Here is a 23704-nt window from a genome sequence, read left to right as displayed (position 1 = left end):
ACAGCGTTAATGTGTTAGGGGCAGCCACTCAGCTCCTGCAAACTGCTGACCGATTCCAGGCTGGGATAAGACATGTAAAGATCCCGTGTACCGGTCACCTCCAATAGCTGGCCAACAATGGCAGAGTTATTCGCAGGACTGAAGTAAGCGCGCTGCGGCGATTCCAATTTTACGTAAACCGTGGTACTGCTGTTTAAATCCGCCAGCTCGAGCGCGTACGGGTTATTTACACCTCCCACCACTTCGCCCACCACAACAAGAGCTGTGCCCGTAGCGCTGGTAAAGGCGGTGTCTACAGATACGGCATTCGCAGAGCCACAGCTCTCAGTATTAACGCTTCCGCCAGTACTGATGAGTTGCATTGCACTCACCGCTTCAATACTGGCTTCGCTCATATAGGTATCACGAATACCGGTGACCTCTAGTGTTTCGCCGACTACAGCAGGATTATTCAGTGGACTAAAATCGTTGCGGTATTCGCTTTCGAGCTTTACAAAAATGGTGCTTCCAGAATTCATTTCATCAGCAATTTCAAGAGCGTAGATACCGTTAACATCTTGGGTAATGGTGCCCCTTGTCGTTACTAATGTGCCGGTGGGTTCTACCAGGGTTTGAGAAACGCTCAAGGATGTGCTCGCAACGACTATTTGCATGTTGCTGACATACTCGATGCTTGGGCTACTCATATAGGTATCGCGTACGCCAGTGACTTCGAGTGTTTTTCCGAGCACGTCCGGGTTATTCAACGGGCTAAACTCGCTGCGGTATTCACTTTCGAGTTTGACAAGAATTGTGGTTGCCGAATTAGCCTCGTCAGCAATTTCGAGCGCGTATTCACCATTAATACCTTGGGCGATAACGCCGACAACAATCACGCTGGACCCGCTGGGTTGTGCTAGTGCTGTTGCAACACTTATGGCATTAACACTTCCAGCGCTGGAGCTGGAACTACTACTAGAAGAAGAACTGCTGCTCGAAGCGCTGCCGCCCAATCCGTAGGCCGCGCCATACGCTCCGTCGGCAAAAGTAGCGGGATCCCAGGGGTCGTAAGAACCGCTTGGGCTATTCCAGGGCTGGCCGTTATCGGGGTCGGTCAACTCCTCAGTATCCATAGCATTTGGTGTTGCAATGCCAGCGGGGTGAGCACTGCTGTTAAACAACGTGTAAGGTTCTGAGCTGGCAAGCCAGTTAATAATATTCAGGGAAAGTTGCGCGGCGTTGCCGGCGTCGGTCCAGCCGGGGTAGGTGCTCTTGGTACTGCCGCTGTCCTCTCGTCGATACAGCGGTGTACTGTCTTCTATGGGGCTGGAATCACCAATAAAAGCGGCTTTACCTGCTCCTGATTTAGCGATAGCCACATAGGGGCCTTCGTTCGCACCACCAACATATAGGCCAGAATCGACAGCATGATTCCATGGGCTAGGGCTGTCGGTGCCAGCAAAGTACACCAGCCCTTTTGCTCGGGTAGGGTCGGTAATCGCCAGAGTCGCACCGCCTGCCATCAATACCGGCGTTACCCCCTGTGTGATACCTTCACCTTGACTGCTGCTAACAATATTGCTCGCGCCTGCCAGTAAGTTGATCGCGTTAAAGCGAAAGCGAATGCCAAAATTCTGCGCTAACCAACCGGTGTTCGCATCGCCCGTATTACGCAAATCGCCGTAGACCCCACCCAGATTGTACTGACTGAGGTCTGAACGGTTGTAACCATTAAAAACTTCTGTACTGTCCCATGTGTTTAAATTCCGGTCCGCATTGTAATGATCTGCAACGAAAAAAATACCTTTACCACTGGCGACAAACTGCTCAAGCGCACTGCGTTCATCCAGCGTAAAAGGCCGGTTGCTTTCAGCCAATACTAGAACATCGGCATGGCTAATCGCGCTCAGCGTGATAGTCGCTTCGTTAGTCGCACTGGCGGTACTACTGGAAACACTGTAATCATCGACGAACTGAATAATGCCGTCGTTGTTATTATCGACACCGCGATACTCCTCTACGGTGTAGCCTTCCGCTACCAGCGCATCGGCAAAATCTGAAAATGCACCGTTAATGACCCAATCGGCATTACCTTCAGTACCACCGTGGGACACATCAAATAGAACTACCTTGCCATTATTGCTCCCAGCACTGGGCAGTTTTACTGGTGCTGGGTAATTCCATTCGTAGGGCGCCGCGATAACTGTGTGGGTAGAGCAGGCGATGGTTACCGCCAATAAAACCTGACGTATAAATGACTTTGCCATTGGTATCTCCTCCAGTGAGAACGCATAGAAAAACAATGGCAGACTGTAGGGAGTGAACGTGACGAAGGTGTGAACTGTTTTTGACTGTTCGATGATAAATAGTGGTGCAAGTTGGTATTGGTGACAACGGATGCATGCTGGCGCGTAAAGTGTGGAATAATTGTTAGAGGAGGGGGCAACAAACCGATTAATCATCCGTTGTTCAGGGGAGTGAACTACTGCCCTTTTTTACTACGCCACGGCCTAACCTATCTCCGGGCAGGAAAAACTGCTGCCTGAGTGCTATAGAGTAAATAGCTCGACTAAGGGTAATGGTTTCTGCATTGTATGGTTTATCTAAAAAGCACTTGGCGCACCACAAAAAAACACTACAAATATTAGCGGGATTTTGTTCTTTAGAGTGTTAAAACATACATGCGGTATTGCAAGGCAATAGGAGCAGATCCCAATAGATAATCGAGGACGCTAGCTAGGCGGTCAGCGAATTAATTCTTGCTCAAGTAACTATACGTAAACGACTTTCCGCACTGCGAGCTAACGCCATTTAGTAAACCCTCAAAGACCGATATTCATGTAGCGTTACCTTTTCCTCGCGAAGGATTTTTCGATCTGCTGGATGTTACGGGGCGTGCTATACGTGACGATAAGCACGGTTTTATTCCTTCCGAAATCCCGCCTATTATTCAGCGTTTTGGTCTCGCCCCGGATAAATGGCTAGAGCATGCGCAGAATTTTAGTCGGCGATACAGTTATTGCGCAGGTACGGCGCAAAAAATGAAAGGCTATGCTCAGGTATTTCGACGCAGTTGGGGAAAGGACGTAAAGTTTTCCTCTTTAACTTATATGAAAATAAGTAATATGGCATACATATACTCGATAACTCCTCCTTGCGTCATCATATCAGCGCTTGCCCCCAATATGCCCCATTATTACTTTGGGGCACGGTGTGGTCGGCCCTTCGATTACCGATGGAGCACGATTCGCGTTGTTGCCCGGCTATCTAACTGCCTTAACTTATTGGCTTTCCGTTCGATTCCTTTGATGCTGTACCGCAGTGATTTACTGATAAAAACGGTAAAAATAGAGAACGTTCGAAGAGCAGCGTGTTGTATGTTAATAAATTGGTATCCGGGCCATATGAATAAGGCTGCGCAAGCACGTTAAGGAGATAATGCCTCAGGTTGACGTGGTTATCGAGGTGTTAAACGCTCGTTTACCCTTTTGCTGTACCAACCCCGTGATCGAGAAATTGCGAGGGGACAAGCCCTATCTAAAAGTTATGGTATCACTGGTACCCCAGTGTATGCCGTTTATTAAGAGGTTAAATTTGGTTCATGTTTTGCAGTATTAGGTCCCCGTGCACGCGTAACTGGCCGTTAAAAACTGCACGTTTGCGCTAGTTCGTACGCTCAACGGCAGCGTATAAATCTCGTACACATCTAAGACTGCTGGTGAGTAGATAAAAAATTGACGTTTATACAGGCTTCCAGATTGCTGTATTACGTACGCGAAAGGAAGAAAATATTCGCTACAGGAATCATTTCCATCATGATATAAAATCGATAATTTTGTACGTCTTTGAAAATTCAAGTACCACATAACATTTTGTTATTGTCCGATACCTACATTTCATTTCCGAAAAACCTTGAAAGCTGACAGACTTATTTCTGATAAACGATCCCAATGATGGTTTGTAGAAATTATGTTAGATCAAGCGCTAGAGATCATTGCGGCAAGATTGAATGGGTTTATTAGCCAGCGCGTAGATATTGATGAGGATATCGTTGAAATCGCTTCGCCAGTTTCTCCCGACGGCGTTATGCCGGTTGAAGCGAATGACAAGATACTAATCTTTGTTGCCAATATATCAAAAGATACATTGCCGTATTCTCGATCATGTCAAACTGTAAAGTCGGGAATTATTCAGTCGACCGAAGCGCTTTACCTTAATATTCATATTTCCATCGCAGCCAATTTTCACGGTAATCGTTACGTAGATGCACTGTCTTTTCTTTCCATGTCCATTCAGTGCCTTCACGAAAACCCAGTATTAGACAGGTTTATTATTCCGGATATACCCACCCAGTTAGAAAAACTAATTATCGAGATAGAAAATACAGATCTAAATGAAGTCAGTAATTTATGGGGGATGTTAGGTGGTAAATATCTGCCTTCAATTTTCTACAAAGTACGAATGTTAACAATTAAGCCCGAAGGGACTGTTGCGCGAGTTCATACAGCATCCAACCCTCAAGCGTTAGTGGGTAACTGAATATGTATCAGGAGATCGCCCATGTTACCTACAATCACGAATTTTTCTCTGGCGGTACCCCTTTTGAAATGAATGTGTTTGCGATGGGGTTTACCACAAAAATATTGGACGCGCTTGATTGGAAACTGATGCCGTCTTCGGCCGGATTCAGTTTAATATGGAATTCAGATCGGTTGAGCAAAAAAGAGATCAATAAATATTTTTGTGACGATAATTTGGTTTTTTACCTTAGACCCGTTGACCCAACAAATTTCCACCTCGTTACCCAGGGTATTAATATTACTTGTCGCCACACGAAAACTGTACTCTTTGATAATGAAATAAAAAATACAAATGTCGAATCTCTTTGTTTCTACTTGTTTAATTGGTATGACGATCGAGACCAATTAACAGGAACGAGCTTTTCAGTAGATACTTTACGGCGCATAGAATCATTGAGCCAGCTTAAAAGTCTAAATTTAGTTGATGTCAATGATTACTATACGAATATGGACGATCAGGTCTTGGCTTTATTCAACAGAGTTCGCCGAATCTCTAGTATTATACTGAATGTACCGATTTCTTCGTTACTCAGTAGTGATAAGGTAATAAATAAAGTGCTTTATTTTAATTCTAATCGTTACAAGGTCAAGTACTACCTTATGAAATACACTCCAAGTGAACGGCTGTCTGTAAAGTTGAATGATGTTAAATTTAATTCAAATATAGAAACTTTAGAGAATGGAAGAACGGTGCAAACTTTCACTTCCCTAAAATCCATGACAATGAAAGATACCCTCGAAAATTACGCCTCTTTAGTGGAGGAGAAATACGGCCGCGAAAACATACTAATTGATAGTTTGCCGCTACCAAATCCAGGAAATTATGTCAGGCAGTATGATGCTAACGACAACGCCATCATCTTGGCAGAATCATTTATTAACTAGATATAGCAAAAGGACAAAATTATGCCAGCCATGAAAACCCCCGGCGTTTATATTGTCGAAAAAAGCGCTTTCCCCAACTCCGTCGTAGAAGTCGCGACAGCGGTTCCTGCGTTTATCGGCTACACGCAAAAAGCGGAAAACGGCGATAAATCACTGCTTAACAAACCCTGGCGAATTTCTTCAATGAAGGAATTCGAAAAATACTTCGGTGATGCTCCGACACCAAAATTCACCATTGAGGATGCAGCGTCGTTAGAAAATGCTGATTTTAAGATAAGAATAGCGGGAGATGGTCGGGGTAAAGGGAAATCATTGAAGCAAGAAAGTGCGAAATTTATCCTTTTTAGTTCAATGCGCCTATTTTTTCAGAATGGCGGGGGCGCTTGTTATATCGTTTCTGTAGGCGACTACGATGGTGATGAAGACGGCGACGGAAAAGGGGAAATAAAGGCCGATGAACTACAGAATGGCGTCGCTACTCTTATTAAAGAGCCGGAGCCAACAATGATCGTAATTCCCGAAACGATGTCCTTACCCAGTTTAAAAGCATGCACATCGGTACAGCAGGCCGTACTTTTACACTGTGGTAACAAAATGCGAAATCGTGTTGCCATTTTGGACGTTTTCGACGGGTATAAAGATCGGCAAGATGCCGCTGGCGATTGTATCGCCGCATTTCGGGACGCGTTGGGGATTAACTATCTCGATTTTGCGGCCGCGTATTACCCCTGGGTGAATACCACCATCGTATCCGACTCCGTAATAAGCTTTAACTATTTAACTGAAGCAGGAAAATCGGCATTAGTTGATATTTTGAACACCGAACTAAAAGTGGGTGTAACAGACGATATTCCGATGGAAGCACCAGTGGAAGCTGGAGATACACCCTCTACTGCAGAATCTAGTCCCACGAAAGAGGGGAAGATGATGCTCGATAATCGCGAGATGTTGGGCAAGGAATTGCTGAAGGTCATCGAATTGTCGGATGCGGTTACCGCCAAAATTACGTTACGTGATGGAGGTGACCAAAGCTTGGCCGGAAAAAATGATGCTGATATCAAGTCTTTAGTTTTATCTGAACGGGCGTTGCTGAATAAATCACTTATGGCCGTTAGTCCTCTGTATGTACAAGTTTTAAAATCGATAAGTGCTCGACTAAACCTGCTTCCACCTGCAGCGGCCATGGCTGGGGTTTATACAGCGATTGATAATACACGAGGCGTATGGAAAGCGCCTGCGAATGTCAGCTTGTCTTCCGTATCCGCCCCGTCGGTGAATATTACACACGATGATCAGGAAGATCTCAATGTAACGACCCAGGGTAAATCCATCAATGCCATCCGCAGTTTTATTGGTGAAGGTACGTTGGTTTGGGGAGCGAGAACCCTCGATGGAAATAGTTTGGATTGGCGTTACATCAGCGTACGCCGGACCATGATTATGATGGAAGAATCCCTACGCTTGGGTACCAAGGCCTATGTTTTTGAGGCCAATAATGCACAAACCTGGATAACCATTAAAAGCATGATTCGAAATTTCCTTACGGGTATTTGGAAGCGAGGGGGCCTCGCTGGTTCGAGCCCTGATGATGCCTTCAGTGTGTATGTTGGGCTTGGTGAAACCATGACGCCCGAAGATATTCTAGAGGGTATATTGCGGGTATCGATATTGGTGGCGGTAACACGGCCAGCAGAATTCATCGAAATCACCTTTACCCAGCAGATGCAAAAATCCTAGGCGAAAAAAAATAATTTAAGGAGTACCTTATGGCAGATGATGGCTCAGCTCAATCGGCAAACGTATGGCCCATCCCAAAATTTCATTTTCAAGTGAAGTGGGACTCAGAAGTTCTTTCATTTCAAGAAGTGTCTGGCTTAGATGTGGAGGCTCAGATCATTGAATACCGAAGTGGCGACAACCCCGTTTTTTCAACGGTAAAAATGCCTGGTATTCAAAAATCTGGGAATGTCACCATGAAGAAAGGCGTCTTCAAATCGGACAATAAATTTTGGGACTGGTTTAATACAATTAAAATGAACACCATTGCACGAATTCCCGTAACCATTAGTTTGCTGGACGAGACCGGAGCACCAACAATGGTCTGGGTTTTGGCGAATGCTTGGCCGACAAAAATTACGGGTACAGATTTAAAATCCGATGGCAATGAGGCTGCCATTGAAACCATTGAAATTGCCCACGAGGGTATAACCATCGCTAACGCCTAGTGAACAAAAATTCACCATTGACCCCGGCCTCCGATTGAGCAGTTTAAATCGTAGATCTAAAAAAATGGGTTTCATGAGTAACGGATAGAGGTGCCTAGCATGTGGACAAGCGACTATTTTGGCAATGATGGGTATCCCATTCCCGCATTCTATTTCAAAGTGATTTTTGTCAATCCATTGAATGGCGCCGACACCTCATTTCAAAGCGTTAGTGGTTTAAGCTCCGAAGTAAAGTACAAAGAAATTCAAGAGGGTGGCGGGAATGAGGGGAGCTATTCTCTGCCGGAAACGGTCACGCATTCTCCCTTGGTACTAAAGCGGGGTATTAGCAGTGTGAATTCAGGCCTATTCCTATGGCTCAATGCGGTAATGCAAACGGATTTTCGATTTCCGGTATACCCGAGGATGCTGCAAATTCATCTGCTTGATCCCCAGGGATGGCCTAATAAAGTCTGGCAAATCGACGACGCATTACCCAAAAAATGGAGCGTCGATGAATTCAATTCTACTGGTGATAAAGTCGCAATCGAAACTGTCGAACTTAAATACACCAAATCCTCTCGACTATTTTAGTGGGTTTACCTTATGGCTATTGAAATTCATCAATTAACGGTTAATTCTTCAATAAAGAGAAGTTCTGAGGAAAGCGAGGATAAAAAAAAGGCGGATAAAGGCAACGCCAGGGACTCGCATAAGGAAACTGAAGAAAATTTCGATAGGGCTATGATCAATTCTATGAAAAAGGAGTTGGCTGAAGAATGCCGACGAATAATAGTCAACTGTTTTGAAGAGAAAAGGAGTCGATAGTGGACATATTTAGTTCCGGCGAACATGAAAAACTAGAAATCACCGCATGTTCCGTAGATGCAGCCGGAAACGTCACAATTGATGAAGATGACAAAATTTCGGTAATGCTTAATCCCAATAGTTACAAGAGAAAACAGAGTATCTGCTTTAGCGATGAAAAATCGATAGGCGAAATTGGTAATCGCAAGAGATTTTGTCGTATGGACGATGATAGCGTATCTATTGAAGTCGTAATAGATGGAACCGGTGTCGTTACTCACGATGCTTCTATAACCGTAGACGGGGAGATCGAAAAATTAAAATCGATTGTTGGTTATAGTGGTAGTGATCACCAGCCAAAACATTCGCGCCTTGTTTGGGGAACATTAGTATTCTTTGGCCGAATGAAAACCATGGATGTCAACCATACACTTTTTAAGCCCAGTGGTGAGCCGTTACGGGCGAGTGTACTCTTGGTGTTCGTAAAGTTTATGACCGACAAGGAAGAAAGTATAGGTGCCAATCGCTCGTCTCCCGATTTAAGTCACATAGTACATGTTAGGGAAGGGGATACGTTACCATTGCTCTGCCATCGCATTTACAGTGATTGCCGTTACTATATGCAGGTGGCACGGATTAATAGTATCGACAACTTTCGTGTGCTGAACATTGGCGATAAACTTCTTTTTCCTCCGTTGAAATAATTATGGTCGACTCTCCTAAAAAAAATTCCAGTGATGCCGTGTCCATCGTGATAAAAATCGATGGCGATGATAAGACCGGTGATCTGAAGATTGAGTCCGTTCGTGTGAGCAAGGCCGTTAATCGCATTGCAAAGGCCTGGATTCATTTAATCGATGGTGACATGCCGAGTCAGACGTTTCCTATCAGTGACAAAAGCGATTTATCGCCTGGAAATAAAGTCGATATTGAAGTTGGATATGGCAGTGAATCCTCGGCGATATTTAGCGGTATTATTGTGAAGCACGGTATAGAAATAGGCACAAGCACTGACACGCGCTTGGTTATCGAATGTGCAGATGAAGCCATTAAAATGACTTTTGGTCGCAAACATGCCAATTTCATCTCATTATCATCGGGTGATGTAGTTAAGGACAGCGAAGTCATTTCGACCATTGTTGGAAACTACTCCGGGTTGACCGCGGACATTGAAACGACCGACGCAGAGTTGAGCAGCCTCGTTCAATATGGCGCAACGGACTGGGATTTTATTCTGTCGCGTGCAGAAGTCAATAATATGTTGGTGATATCGGAGGAGGGAAAAATTTCAGTAAAAACACCGAAATTCACAAGCATGCCGATACTAACGGTTACCTATGGTATAGACATTATGGATTTCCGTGCAGACCTAGATTCGCGTTTCCAGCTATCACAAGTCACAAGTACCGCCTGGGATTCTACGACCATGAAAGTTGTAGAAGAAACGGTAACTCTGGAACCCGATAGCTCTGCGCGCGCCACCAAAAATGGTAATTTAAGCACAGTTTTAGGAGTTGGAAGATTCACGCTTAAAACTAGCACCCCTCAGGTCCAGAAAAGTCTAAAATCCTGGTCAACGGCGCAGCTCACTAAATCCAAGTTATCTCTTCTCCGCGGCCACGTGAAATTCCAAGGAAATGCCACACCAAAATTGGGCGAGCAAATTAAAGTCGTTGGGGTAGGCGAGCGGTTTAGTGGAAATGTTTTCTGCAGTGCAATAGAGCATCGTATAGAAAATGGATCTTGGATTACCGATGTTGAATTTGGTTGCAGCCCTCATTGGTTTACCGATCAGCAAGATATTACCTATCCAAAAGCGGCGGGACTGGTTCCCGCATTTGAAGGTTTACAGATAGGCGTAGTGCTAAAACTGGATGAAGACCCGGAAGGGCAATACCGCGTTAAGGTCGATATTCCATTACAGCAGGCAACGGAACCTGGAATTTGGGCGAGGTTATCGCATCCGTACGCATCGGCGGGTTTCGGCTCTTTTTTTATTCCGGAAATAGGAGATGAAGTTGTGTTGGGGTATTTTAGCAATGACCCCGGATACCCCGTTATCCTTGGTAGCCTGTATAGCAAAAAAAACACTTCTCCGTTGGTACATACCGCCGAAAACCATATCAAGACTCTAATCACAAAAAGTAAATTGAAAATTCAATTTGACGACGAAAATAAGATATTGCAACTAGAAACGCCTGGAGGGCAAAGCGTAACGTTAGATGATGACCAGGAGAACGTTGTGGTGACAGATTCGAGTGGCAACACCATAACAATGAGTTCGTCCGGCATTGATCTAGACAGTTCAGCCGATATTAGCTTGAATGCGGGTGGGAAAATTTCCCTGACAGCAGGTTCTAGTCTTGAGTGCAAAGCCACTAGTGACGCGAAAATTTCAGGAATGAACGTCAGTCTAGATGCCACCACTGCATTTAGTGCTTCAGGTAACGCGTCATCAGAACTAAAGGCGTCAGGCACCACTACTGTAAAAGGTGCAATGGTTATGATTAATTGATCGGCACTCAACGATAAATTATTCGTTGAATTTATGGGCATCGAAATTAAAATAACCATGTGGTTAAACTTTAAAAATACTTAATTCTGTTTAAAAGAAAACGTGTAATTACAAGGTGTCTTTCTATGCTTCCTGCCGCGAGATTAACCGATATGCATACGTGCCCAATGGTCGATGCCACGGGTGTTCCCCATGTGGGTGGACCAATACTCGGGCCTGGTGCGCTCACTGTTCTCATTAATAATCTACCCGCAGCGGTCATGGGGGATTCGGCTACCTGTGTAGGCCCTCCGAGCAGCATCATTAAGGGGTCTGCGACTGTCATGATCACCAATATGCCCGCCGCCCGTATGGGCGACAACACCTCTCACGGGGGAGCGATTACATTAGGCTCAGCCAATGTAATGATAGGAGGCTAGTGTGCGTAAGATAAATAGTGACGAATTTCTAGGAACCGGCTGGAGTTTTCCGCCAACGTTTAATCGCTTAGATGCCGGTATTGAATTGGTTAATCACGAGGAGGATATTAAGCAGAGTCTTTTAATACTGTTTTCAACGTCTCCTGGTGAACGGCTAATGTATCCAGAATTTGGCTGCACCTTAAAAAAAATGGTTTTTGAAACCCTCAACTTAGGGGCGATAAGTAAAATTAGGGACGCGGTAAAACGCGCTATTCTTTTTTTTGAACCAAGGATCGAGTTAGAGCGGGTCGACGTTAACACTGATAACGACCCGAAAAATAAAAACTGTGTGTATAACGGCTATTTGGAAATTGAAGTGCATTACCGAATCAGACAAACAAACACGCGCAGCAACATGGTGTATCCGTTTTACTTTTCTGAGGCGGACAACGTTTAGGGTACAATTTAGTGCGTTAATAAGAGAGCCGTATGGAGAAATCGTATTTTGATCGTGTCGATCGTATAGAAGGATCTCTGCAATCCGACAGGATGCCGAGCGCACTGTCTTCTGGATATGTAGGCATCGATGACCGCAATCTTTCAGACCTTTTGCGTGCGCTATCAGCATACGCTCGAATTATTCGGTTTTACGATATTGACAACAAGCCTGCAGGTAGCTGGAATAAATTATTTGAGAACAATGAAATTCTAGTGGTCGCCGAAGCAGCACAAATTGGTATTAATCGACTAAAAAGCGAACACCGACGCCAGCGAAGTTTAGGATTAGTACACAGTATCGAATTTACGTCAAAAATAGTGCGCGCTATTGCGCAATGGTTAACCGCTAGTCAACGTTTTTCCCACGTCGAATCCAAAGCGTTAGCGATACAAATTAGAGCGTACGCCAAGGAATCCCTGTCCGATTCTTATGGCGTATTTATCCATTTAGCGGAACGACTTAAATCCAAAGACACCCAATTTTTATCGTCCTTTGAAACTGAACTTTATGGAAACAACACGCTTCGGGCACATCAGATGCCCAGCTCTCGCGAGCAGCAGGAGACCGCGCTAAATCAGTTTTTCGATACCGTACTAGAAATACGACGGTTCCTCTCAGAGAAATGCAAGAAATTGTTCTATTTTTTGCTGCAGTCAAACGGTCATGAACCAGCCGTTACGATGCTGATCGCATTTCTGGAAAGTTACCAGTCAACTCAACTAAACATCAATACGTTACCGAAGAAACTACATCGATTTTACTACAATCAATTGCATAGAAATAATCTGCGAAAAGGTAAGCCGGATAGAGCTTTTCTCCACTGCCAGTCTACCTCATTCGATCCTTTCATTATTAGGCAAGGGGCGACATTTCTAGCCGGAAAAAGCCCAGATTTAAAAGATGTTGTTTATCAAGCGGAAATGAACAGTATAATTACCGGTGCTAAACTGTCTTCCGTACAAACAGTCTATTTACAGCGGCATAATAAAATTTCGCCAGAAAATTCTACCCAGGCTGTTACGGCCGTCAAACATCAAGCGCTATTATCGGAAGACAATCCGCAAATAACATTTCTATCCAATCTTTTCGGATCTGATGAGGTTCCTGGAGAAAATAATCAGCAGGAAGACGCTGAATTCGGCCTGTGTATTCAGTCAGATCATCTGGATTTAAAGCAAGGGACTCGCCATATTGCTATTCAGATAGATATGGTCGATAGAACATTACAGAGGCTGATAGTTAATCAACAAAGCGAATCAGGCGTTACTGAATCAGTGATATTTCAAGACTTAACCCCAGAGGTTAAAAAAATTGCGGTTGATCTTTATAGGGCATTACCCCGAAAGCTGACTCGATATTCAGGCCTAATGCGAGTAATACAAGCGTTTTTTCGAAAAAACAGACTTCCCCCGAAGATTGACGAGGAATCTCTGAAGCAATTTCTACGCAAGTTTTTCCTCTATTTATATATGAATATTGAAGATGTTCATAGCTTGGGCTTGGTGCATAGAGAAATAAATATTCGCAGAATATTTTTTCACGACTACCTAAATAAAATTGAGATAGAGCAACTTTTGAAGAGAATACAAACGCTCAATTCTCAGTTACCCTCGCTCGTTGAAATGAGTCAAATATCACGATCACGGCTTGAATTAATGTTTAAAGACATAGAGAGGGATTTGTTATTAAGTGATAAAGCCATACTTCTATATTACCTGGGCAACGTCCTTAAATTTCGTTTAACCGGTGAAAATGGTTGGTTTTCTCCACGTGAGTATGAAATTCACCGGGTAGGAAGATCAAATAGAGTATGTTTTAGCTTGAGGTTACAAAAAACTGATCCGGCCGTGGTAGTGCCTGATTTGATTAAACATGGCTTTCAAGGCCTCTACCCAGCCTTACAAATGATGATTAGCCCTACGGCTGCGGTATTTCCTTATTCATATTTGCGCGGCGTCGCGGTCAGTACCTGCAACATAAAGGTTTCAGTAAAGGGGTATCGAGACCTAACGGTATTGAATGACTACGGTCAAGTCGACACGTCCCAGCCCTTTCTAGCTTTTTCCGCTGCGCCATCATCCAGTAGCCGATTACGTATAGGTGGCTTTGAATTCGCACGTAAGCGTACTAAAAAAATTCGAATGCATATTCGTTGGAACAATATCCCCACCAATTACGGTGGGTTTTCGGAATACTACCGCGCGTACGGTGCCGGCTACGCAACAGACAACTATTCAGTCACCGTACAAATCTTGGTGGGTGGCGAGCCAATACCTCAAGACCCCGCTTTGCATTACGTATCGCCTCTATTCCTCGACCATCCCGTAACCCGGCAGTTAAACGCGCGTACGCAGATTGATTTCCCCGTTATCTTTAAGCCACCGAGAGTGAGTGCGGCGCTTACTGAACAGGAATATCGGCAATTTAATCAACATCAAACCGGGTATATTAATCTGGCATTGAACTCCAAAAGTAAACTGTTTGGTCATAAAGATTATAATCAAGTTCTTAGTGACACGCTGGTTTACAACACACGCAAGAAGCGTAAAAAAGCGTTACCTGAATCGCCCTACACCCCGGAAATCAAAAATATTGAGTTAGATTATGCCGCCGAGGATGAAATTGTATTTGTTCGTGATTTGACGGCCATTCAAAAAAAATCGTCGGAAAAAGATCCCCGTTCTTTCGCCTACTATTTTACGCCATTAGGAAATGAGTTAAATCAAAAACCGATACAGGAAAGCGGGTTTACCCTTCTGCCTGAGTGGTTGAACGACGGTAATCTCTATTTGGCCTTTGATATCTCCAATAAAGCAGACGCCTTGAATATCTACTTTCAGCTTCGGGAAAACAGTACGCATACTCGCAGCTTAGAAAAATCAAAGCTTGATTGGCACTATTATTCGGAGACCGGCTGGAAGTCCGTTCCTCTATCTGCCATTCTTTCAGACTCGACTAATGGGCTTCGTCGATCGGGCGTTATCCAAATTGAACTACCCAAAGACAAAGCGCGACATCTCGGCCTTATTCCTTCGAATAGGTATTGGTTTCGCCTCTCAGGGTCTACAGGGCTGGCGCAATATGCCAGTCTAGAGAAACTCGTATTTGACACCATTACCGTTAAATCTGCGGATACAACACTTAAACTGAATTCTGTTCCCTCCGTGTCAGACCATCCTGGTATCAGTGATAAATGGCAGGCTATTCCTGCCATCGCGGGTGTGCAGTCTTATCGCCAGTACGAAGCCGCCATTAGTCAGCCAGACGAAGAAACAGACGAACAGGCTGAGCGGCGATTGAATGAGCAATTACGTCATAAAAATCGGGCCATCACGCCCTGGGATTTCGAGCGACTGGTACTCCAGCGTTTTCCTCAGGTCGATCGCGTCAAATGCCTCCCGGCTTGTCGGCTAGGGGACGCAAAACCCTCACCGGGTATAGTCACCGTCATTGTGTCACCCCGCTTGGCGGATATCGACAATATTCATGCGCAAGGGCATCATCTTAACGCTGTTGTGCTTGGAGAAATTCGTCGCTACCTGATGTCATTGAGTTTTCCTCATATCAGGATAGAAGTGAACAATGCACATTATGAGGTGGTACGGGTACGTTGCGCCGTCAGTTTTTTCGATAAAATCGGTTACGGGCTACGAATAAAACAACTGAATGGAGATTTGTCCCGTTTTCTATCGCCGTGGGCAAAAACGGGCATGCAACTAGGGTTGGGTTGGAAAATTCGAATAAAGGATGTGGAGAGTTTTATACGCCAACTAACCTATGTCAAATTTGCTACGCAAGTGTCGCTACTGAAAGTGTATCGTGATCTTGAGAAAACGGATTTCTACCATCTGGAAGATACGGCGGCGAGGGAGGATTATAAACGAGCTCCCCATAGCGATCCGCTATTTATTCAGGCTGTTACACCGTGGACCTTACCCGTCCCATCCGAACGACACGATATCGTACTGTTAGAAGGTGACGCTGAAGAAAGAGCAGCGCAGCCGGTCGGCATCAATACCATGGAAATAGGCGGCACATTTATTTTGGAAGAAGGGCATTCACATGTCTAAACAAAATAGAAGCACGTTAAAATCGTTCTTCGGTGACGGTGCGCTACCAACATCGTCAAGTTTTTGCGATTTAATCGATTCCTCCATTAATCTAAACGACGATAGATTTGAGAAAAATAGTCGCGATGGTGTCAAGATATCCAGTTACGCCGACTCGAAGGTATTAACGAGCTATTACGATGAACAAAAGCGTGATCAGGCGGTGTGGAAAATAGTCTTTGATGGTGCTGATAATAACTTGGTCTGGCAATCCGAAGCCGATGACCAAGCGGGAATGGAAGTCGATCCTCTAAACCAACAACGTTTAAAAGAAGCTTTATGTCTATCCCGAGAAAACAATGAGCTTCGAATCGGCGTGGGTACGAAGCGGCCAATAAGTACATTGGACGTTAACGGCTGTGTGCACTTATCTGAACGGCGCGGAACCTACGGGCATTCATTTCGTTCGGTACCGGCCGATGGGCAATGGTATACGATTGCGGACAACATAAAAGGGGGGGCAGCATTTGAAGTGGTTGCTCGTGCACAGAACCCGGAAAAACGGCGTTACGCAATAATTCATGCCATTGCCCTACATTGCCCTTGGCGAAGTAAAAAGAATGACTTTTTGTCTTGGTTGGGGCTTCGTAATCGTATTCGTTATACACAGGTATTTCACGATTCATTGCTACATCGTATTAAGCTACGCTGGACGGATGACGACGCAAAAAACGGTTATCAGTTACAGATCCGTACAAACTGTACCTACGGTTCATCCAACGTACGCGTGGACAGTAAATCCGACACGCAGATTAGCGTTCTCGATTTTCACATAACACGGTTGTGGAGTGATGACGATAGGTTTACGTCCCTAGACGAGCAAGCGCAGGGAGACCTCAGTAATGAATGATGTTTCCGGCTCGTTAGCAAAGATAAATCAAGGTCAAGAAATTCTCGACCCTCAACATAGGCACTCCATTTACATTGAACGCGAACGCGGGCCCAGCGAGTTCGAAAAACTACGTGAGACCATGCTTAACGCAGTACAGCGTCTCTCTTCTCACCGTTGGAGCGATTACAATCTTCACGATCCTGGCGTCACCATTCTCGAGCAATTGTGCTACGGCCTCTCAGATTTAAATTATCGCACTGAATATTCCATTGAAGAGTTATTTGCCAACGACCAGCATGAAGTGGATCTACATCACCATGGACTTTATACACCGAACGAATCCTTAGTTTGTCGACCGGTAAGCCATAACGATAAAATCAAATATTTTCTTGATGCGGTTCCGGCGCTAGCTTCTATCAAAATCAAGCAGACAGTTTTCAATCTAGGTCGTGGTGACAATGCTTGTGAACTGCCCTGGCTCTACCAATTAACCCTTCACACCCGCAATCACCTTGCGAGTCGCGCAGAGCGGGATAGCCTATTCAAACAGGTTGACCGTTGCTTTCACGGTATACGCAACTTAGGTGAGGACCTTTTTTCAGTTAATCTGGCCGAAAGTAAAACGCTGTTTATCGAAGCACGTGTTTATGTAGACAATACGGTGATAGCATCTTGCCAAGAAGAAGAGCTGTTGGCTCAGCTTTACCTGCAAGCACAATCCTATTTGCTAGGTGAAGTGCAATATAACACCAACAGTGACTGTAGCGACTACAAAAACAACAAGGACGGCAGTGATAGTGACGGCCCCGGCCTTAACTATCTTTGCATAACAGACAAAGCGTTACAGGATGCGAATGCCGCTCGATCATTAGCCGGGCTTATTGCGGCGTTAACTCAACTTCCCGGTGTACTAGAAGTTGACAATGCAAGGTTGTGGGAAACCGATAGCCAGCAACCCGAGGGCTACCAACCGTTGAATTTAGCAGACACTATAAATGGCGATTACAGCCTACGGTTACGTCTTCCCGAGTCTGAAAATGAAAAATCGCTTACCCTTGTCTTCAATCATCGAAAGCTCGCCTATCGAACTGGCCAGCTTAAAGTCAAGGTTCATAATTTACTCAACGCCAAACGATTGCAGCGGCAAGCAAGCCGGGTGGATAAATCACCCACTGCCTGGCCCGGTGCGCATAAAGACTTACTGTCTTATGTGTCCATTCAATCGCAATTTCCGAATAACTATGGCATCAACGCGTTTGGCCTATCGGCACATGAATCGGATAAGCGAAAGGCGCAAACCAAGCAATTAAAAGGGTATTTAATGCTCTTCGATCAATTTATGAGTGATCATCTTGGTATTTTAGATAACGCCAAACATTTTCTATCGTCAGATATTACCGGCAAAACGTCTTATCCTTGCCAGGGCTTGGACGCCAGTGTTATCCCTGGTATAAACGCTTTATATTCCTACTTACCTGGGCAAGATTTCCTTGTAAATTTAGAGGCTTATGACAATTACCCCCAGCGAAAATCCCTAGTCTTAGACTTTTTAAGCGCGATGAATGGTCGTGATAGGGAAATATTTGGTTGGGAGTTTCGCAACCCCTACTTTTCGGAGACAGAGAAAAATCAACGTATTTTAGAGAACAAAAAAAATCATTTAGAGCGAATTCATGAATACGCCGAGAACCGCGCTGGCGCTTTTAATTATCGGAAATCTAGCTGGGGTAAAGACAATATCCCCTATATCGAAAAGCGATTGCGGTTAGTTCTGGGGCTCTCAGATGTTCGTCTATCCACAGTTCACCCTTTAATTAAATGTGGGTTAATACATAACGAAAGCTCGATGGGCTTTCACCTCGATCCAAACGCCAAAAAGGAAGACAACCCCCTCGCAACGGCTTTTTATCAGAATATTAATAAAGCAACTATTGTTAGTCAGGCAAGTGATTTTGTCGCGGCTCCGCATAGACATATTAAAGAGGATGAGAGCTGGAAAACCTTTCATTATGTCAAAAACCTAGCGTTCACGAATCTGGACAACTTACAAAATATTTTGTTTCAAGCCGGTGCCAACCTCGAGTGCTATCGCCTAGGGCAGGTTAACAATAAACGGCAGATAGAACTCTTTATTAATTTGAATGGTCTCTCACCGTTACAGGCCAACTGGCTCTATTTGATGAGTTTTAAAAACAAGAGCGAAGCCGTTGTCGCGGCGAATCAACTGTGCTTCTGTATTCAGCAACTGAACATAAACATGGAAGGCCTGCATGTGCTGGAACATAATTTGTTGCTTCCCGTTGACGAACGTATGCGTCACAGCCAGCGCGCATTGGAATCTTTGAAGAACGCACCGGTTAAAAATTCTTCAGTCGAAACGCCTGTCGCAGAAAACCCTTGGTTTGAGCGGCATGTTAACCAAGTTAGTGTAATCTTACCCTCCTGGTCAGCGCGTTTTCGGGATGAGGATTTTCAGCTGTATGTCAACGATCTTATCCTACGAGAAATGCCCGCGCATCTTTATACTCACATACATTGGGTGTCATACGTAGAAATGGAAACGTTTGAAGTTCTCTTTAAAAATTGGTGCCATGAAAAATCCAACGCTAAAAAACCTCAGCGTCTTAATCATTTATCACATAAATTAATGGCGCTAATAACGGAGTTTGAACAAAGGTCTGAGTCATGAATAGTATTCATCACCTGGAGCTAAACTTTGATTCAAATATTATAGCCGATGGTGCTCATGGCGAGGATCAGGATGTATCCCTCTGGTCTCAAAACTGCGTGCTACCGTTGGTTGATTCCATTCTTGAACAAGAATGGAAAAAAATATCCCGACAATGGGAACAGTCACCACAAAAAACGATTCCGGACATCCGTATTCATCATTTGCAGCTTCAAATCCAGGCCGAATCAACGGAATCGTTTAAACAAGAATTTTGCCGCTGTTTTATCCAAGAATTAAAAGCCTCCATTCGCTACAGCATGCATTGTGACAGCGATCAGTGGTCGCCAGAGTACACGGCCAGTCCAGTGGGGCCACAATCATCCGATCTAGGTTTAACACTAGAAAACGTGTTACGTATAATATTCGGTGGTAGTAACACGGCCCATTGTGATGGCAGTGCGCTAAGGTTATTGGAGCGCTATTGGCAACAATGGGCGCAGCAGGATCCGGCTACATTGCGCAACAGCATGGTTGAATATTTACAGCAAACACCCAATCGAACGCTCGTTGCAAGCCAATTTCCTGAAGCGCTACAAAACCAGATAATGGTGGTATTGGAGCCCACGCAAGCAGATTACATTTTACGTGTTATTGCAGCCTTATCGACAATAGAGCCGGTGCGACTCGGGCAACACCTTCGCCCTGGTGCCAATAAAACCAGCACTAAAACGGACACTGACCTACGATCAAAGACCGCGTCAAATATTCACAATAATGTGCAATCACAACACCTGCACGCGCGTTTAGAACCGTCTTCTCCCACACCTAAAAATGAAACCCCTACGTGCAGTAACTTCAGTGCGTGTTTGAGCCGTCGTTACTTAGTGGAATTTTCGTTGGCGTATATGACCTGTGAAAGGGGGAGTCGATTTAATCGAAAAATCTATATGCGTAGCTTAATGCGGCAAATGGCCCAACATAACAATATGGATAGTCGCGCGCTCAGCCAGCATCTGCGGGAGATCTTACACAACGTGGATTCGTCCCACATTCTCAAACAAGAACTATTGGAGATACTGGAGCCAGATGATTATTTAGGCCCAACCGTCGAACGTGGTGAGCCTGAAATAGGGCAAGTCATCGAACTCGATTATCACCGCGCTATTCGCACGGTTACGCACGGTTTAACACTGGCGAATATTGAGGGCGAAACAGAACGCGGCTTTATTCACAGCGTGATATACCTATTGCGTTATAATCCCCACAAATTGGTAGTGTTACTTCGCAGCGTAAACAGCGTTGCGAATATCGCCAACGTGTTGGTCAATCTACCGGGAAATCTTCAAGCACAACTGTGTCAACACCTGTGTGCCAGTAACTACTACTATTTAGAGCCGTACCTATCATTAGTCTCCTCGTTGTGGCACCGGGGGCAGGGCGAGCCGGTTAATCAAGCGAAATTTCTCGCGCATGTCACGCTAGTATTCTTTCTCAATAACAATGCATCTTCCGTTAGACCGTTATCCGGTCAGAATCTACTATGCCATTATTTAGAGAGCGTATTACAGGGCTTATCCACCTTAACCGGGCGATCAACAGCAGATCTAAAGCTGGTCTTTCAAAAAACCTCATGTGTGGATCAAAAAAACGCGCTATGGAGGGACATTCAACAGGGTTTGAATCTGTTAAAAACGCCACCGATATCTAGCGTCAGTCACCTACCACAACCGTTAGCCAACACCGTTAGTCAGCCGATGGTGAACGGTGCCGATCAACACAATGTGTTTACCCCATTGGTGAAAGCTATTCAAAAAGGTGATTGGAATATCAGTGCCGCGCATTGGTGCACGATTAAATCTGGCAACGTGAAAACCATACGCTCGTTACTGTGCTTGCTTATGCAACCAATAGCGGTAAGGCAACGGGTTGTCAGCAACCTGCCGCTGACTATACAAGCTGAATTAGTGGGCATATTAGATCTTAATGCACAGGAATTGATTCAGGGCATTTGGCAGTCCACGGCCGCAATTCATAACCTTATAAACGGCTTCTCAGAAACAAATAACCCGCAATATAAGAGCCTATATTCCTACGCTAATCACTCGTCAGGTAATACCTCAAATAGCCTTTCTTTAGCCGTACGCGAATTTACATTTTCATATTTAGTGCTAGAGCGGGGCAGCGAATTTAATCAACGCAGTTACGCACGAAGTTTATTAAGGCAGATGAGTGGCCGCTACAATGTAAACTACCAGGCACTGTTAGTGTATTTACAAGGGCACCTCGAACATGCTGAATTGCCCAAAGCCTTGGCAATACACTGGCGAGTAATCGTCGGTCTAGATATTTCCGATACATCACGCTCGCCCGGGTCTACGGAAACACAGCCCTTAGCGGCTTTAGCGCTTACCACGTTTGAAACCGCGCCAGTAAGCACCTGGGCACAACAAATGTCGTTAGGGCAGGAGGGCGCGGCCTTTTTTTCGGAAATTATCGGGTTACTCACAGCCACTTCGCCGCCAAACTTAGGCCGCTGGACGGTCCTAATTAACGTACTGTCAGATCGACACAGCCTTTATTTTAAGCGTCTGGCTCAACGAATAGTTGATCAGTTCATTCCCAATGAAAACCTCTACCGGAACCTTTCGGCCGCGGCGTTAAAGCAATTGGCAAACCGCTGTCTTACGCTACACGGGGTTGGGGGGCAGAGTTGTTCAGCATTAAAATACTCAATCGAACAATACGCCCTTAAAGCGCGTGACCGCCGAGCGTTTTATGTAATGGTTATTGGCGCACTCCTTCAAGGAGGGTTGATTGACCTAGAGCACCTACTAAAAGGCGCTAATCATTGGCAGCCGCAGCCGAACCCTTCTCTCGCTACAGTGGCGATACCGCCTAAACACATTGCCGCCAATGAAGCGCTTAATACAAACGCCATTGCCATCCAAACACCAAACCCTTCAGCCGCTAAAAAGTCGATTGCTAAAAACAACGTTATGTTAATGAGCCAATCATTGGAAAACACGCACCGTATTGCGGATCAGGGTGAAGCTGTTTTACTTGACTATTGTTATCTCGTCGATCCCCAAAAAATGCAACGTCTTTACCCCGTCGCACAAGTGCTACAGATGATTCTAGCCCATTGCCAAACCACGTTATTGGCGATCGAAAACAAGAAGGAAACGGATAAAGAAAGGGAGTGGGCTGGTGTTTTTCAGTCAAATAACTGCCTTCACGAAAAGGAATGGCTTGCGGTTATCTTCCATGGCCTAGCAGTACAGCTCGTGGTCTCAAAATGCGTCAGTGTCGATTGGTTTATTCAGCAAACGGTTTGTCGCGTTTTTAAACTCTGGAAGCTTGACCCCAAAAATTTCGCGATGGACGGCTTCTTAAAATCCGCCATTCGCCACCTGTATTCTGGTAATTACTCGGCGGATAAGCCCTTTAACTACATTATGCAAGCCGCACTGCAGTCGTTAACGGTAGCGGATATCGGCATGGAAGAGGCCGAGCCAATCACACCGCATGAAAAGCTAATGCCATCGACACCCCTCAATGCGGGCGCTAGCCATAGTAGCGGCGAAAGTGAACGTCAAACCCGCCTTAACCCTGAAAGCGCTGTTGAATGCGATAAACACGTCGCATTGGAATACGAGAAAGGCGTACTGGTAGACGGTGCCGGGGTGGTGGTGTTGGCGCCTTACCTTGCCGTGCTATTTGAGCGCATGGCATTACTTAAAGATCAAACAATAAAAGCCACAGAGCAGGGCAAAGCGCTTCAGCTTTTATACTATTTAAGCCACGGAGAATGTGCGGCACAGGTGTCTTTGCCGTCTCTCTGGGGGTTGTTTAACGCTATATGCGGTATTAAACCCAACACCTTAGTGCCCCTGCCGAAGCTCACCAAAGAAGAACAAAACACCTGTGAAGAATTGCTTAAAGCGGTTATTCAACATTGGCGTGTACTAGGGGCCACCAGCGTAGCCGGTTTACGGGAAACGTTTTTGCAGCGTTGGGGTGAGCTGCGTTTGGTCGACGACAAAGGCTGGGAGCTTAAAGTGGAATCGCACCCATTAGATGTGCTTCTCGACCGCTTGCCCTGGGGCTTCAGTGTTATCAAGTACCCATTTATGGAGGACGCGATTCATGTGCAATGGCGCTAGCCAAACAACCATAGCAACGCGGCAACCAGATTTTTTTGGGGCTGGGAGGGAGGGGGTGT

15 protein-coding genes are annotated in these 23704 nt (G+C 45.1%); 14 read left to right on the top strand and 1 reads right to left on the bottom strand.

The genetic code is table 11. The annotated features are described in order from the left end of the window. Positions 1 to 14: 14 nt before the first annotated feature. The gene (locus H5715_RS05755; RefSeq protein ID WP_075187436.1) at positions 15 to 2246 is read right to left on the bottom strand and encodes a DUF6359 domain-containing protein; all 2232 of its coding nucleotides are present in this window, start codon (positions 2244 to 2246) and stop codon (positions 15 to 17) included. 1702 nt (positions 2247 to 3948) lie between these two features. On the opposite strand from H5715_RS05755, the gene H5715_RS05750 reads away from it, so the two are divergent. From H5715_RS05750 to H5715_RS05685, 14 genes are all read left to right on the top strand, one after another. After that, positions 3949 to 4518, top strand: coding sequence for a Pvc16 family protein (locus H5715_RS05750; protein ID WP_075187438.1), 570 nt, complete (start codon positions 3949 to 3951; stop codon positions 4516 to 4518). A gap of 2 nt (positions 4519 to 4520) precedes the next feature. Next, a complete protein-coding gene (locus H5715_RS05745) occupies positions 4521 to 5444 on the top strand; it encodes a hypothetical protein (RefSeq protein ID WP_075187439.1) in 924 nt (307 codons plus the stop codon). Between the two features lie 21 nt (positions 5445 to 5465). After that, complete coding sequence (locus tag H5715_RS05740; protein ID WP_075187440.1) at positions 5466 to 7181, top strand: phage tail sheath family protein; 1716 nt, start codon at positions 5466 to 5468, stop codon at positions 7179 to 7181. Between the two features lie 29 nt (positions 7182 to 7210). After that, positions 7211 to 7669 (top strand): phage tail protein, encoded by a 459-nt coding sequence (locus H5715_RS05735; protein WP_075187441.1) that lies wholly within the window; start codon positions 7211 to 7213, stop codon positions 7667 to 7669. A gap of 99 nt (positions 7670 to 7768) precedes the next feature. Further along, positions 7769 to 8242, top strand: a complete 474-nt coding sequence (locus tag H5715_RS05730) for a phage tail protein (RefSeq protein WP_075187442.1) — start codon at positions 7769 to 7771, stop codon at positions 8240 to 8242. 12 nt (positions 8243 to 8254) lie between these two features. Beyond that, positions 8255 to 8476: a hypothetical protein gene (locus H5715_RS05725; protein ID WP_075187443.1), complete on the top strand. Its 222-nt coding sequence runs from the start codon at positions 8255 to 8257 to the stop codon at positions 8474 to 8476. Beyond that, positions 8476 to 9159 carry a CIS tube protein gene (locus tag H5715_RS05720; protein WP_246434703.1) on the top strand — a complete coding sequence of 228 codons (684 nt, stop codon included), beginning with the start codon at positions 8476 to 8478 and terminating at the stop codon, positions 9157 to 9159. The genes H5715_RS05725 and H5715_RS05720 overlap by 1 nt, the downstream gene beginning before the upstream one ends. Before the next feature lie 2 nt (positions 9160 to 9161). Beyond that, complete coding sequence (gene vgrG, locus H5715_RS05715; protein ID WP_075187444.1) at positions 9162 to 10970, top strand: type VI secretion system tip protein VgrG; 1809 nt, start codon at positions 9162 to 9164, stop codon at positions 10968 to 10970. A 125-nt stretch (positions 10971 to 11095) separates the two neighbouring features. Then, positions 11096 to 11389: a PAAR domain-containing protein gene (locus H5715_RS05710; protein WP_075187445.1), complete on the top strand. Its 294-nt coding sequence runs from the start codon at positions 11096 to 11098 to the stop codon at positions 11387 to 11389. A gap of 1 nt (position 11390) precedes the next feature. Next, complete coding sequence (locus H5715_RS05705) at positions 11391 to 11828, top strand: GPW/gp25 family protein (protein ID WP_246434701.1); 438 nt, start codon at positions 11391 to 11393, stop codon at positions 11826 to 11828. Between the two features lie 32 nt (positions 11829 to 11860). Continuing rightward, positions 11861 to 15940, top strand: a complete 4080-nt coding sequence (locus H5715_RS05700; RefSeq protein ID WP_075187446.1) for a baseplate J/gp47 family protein — start codon at positions 11861 to 11863, stop codon at positions 15938 to 15940. Further along, complete coding sequence (locus tag H5715_RS05695) at positions 15933 to 16829, top strand: hypothetical protein (RefSeq protein ID WP_075187447.1); 897 nt, start codon at positions 15933 to 15935, stop codon at positions 16827 to 16829. The genes H5715_RS05700 and H5715_RS05695 overlap by 8 nt, the downstream gene beginning before the upstream one ends. Beyond that, a complete protein-coding gene (locus H5715_RS05690; protein ID WP_075187448.1) occupies positions 16822 to 19500 on the top strand; it encodes a hypothetical protein in 2679 nt (892 codons plus the stop codon). The genes H5715_RS05695 and H5715_RS05690 overlap by 8 nt, the downstream gene beginning before the upstream one ends. Next, positions 19497 to 23645, top strand: coding sequence for a contractile injection system tape measure protein (locus H5715_RS05685; protein ID WP_075187449.1), 4149 nt, complete (start codon positions 19497 to 19499; stop codon positions 23643 to 23645). Before H5715_RS05690 ends, H5715_RS05685 begins: the two co-directional genes overlap by 4 nt. The last annotated feature ends 59 nt before the right edge of the window (positions 23646 to 23704 follow it).

This window comes from Teredinibacter haidensis, from assembly GCF_014211975.1.
Taxonomy (GTDB): Bacteria; Pseudomonadota; Gammaproteobacteria; order Pseudomonadales; family Cellvibrionaceae; genus Teredinibacter; species Teredinibacter haidensis.
This window is presented reverse-complemented; position numbering and strand designations above follow the sequence as displayed.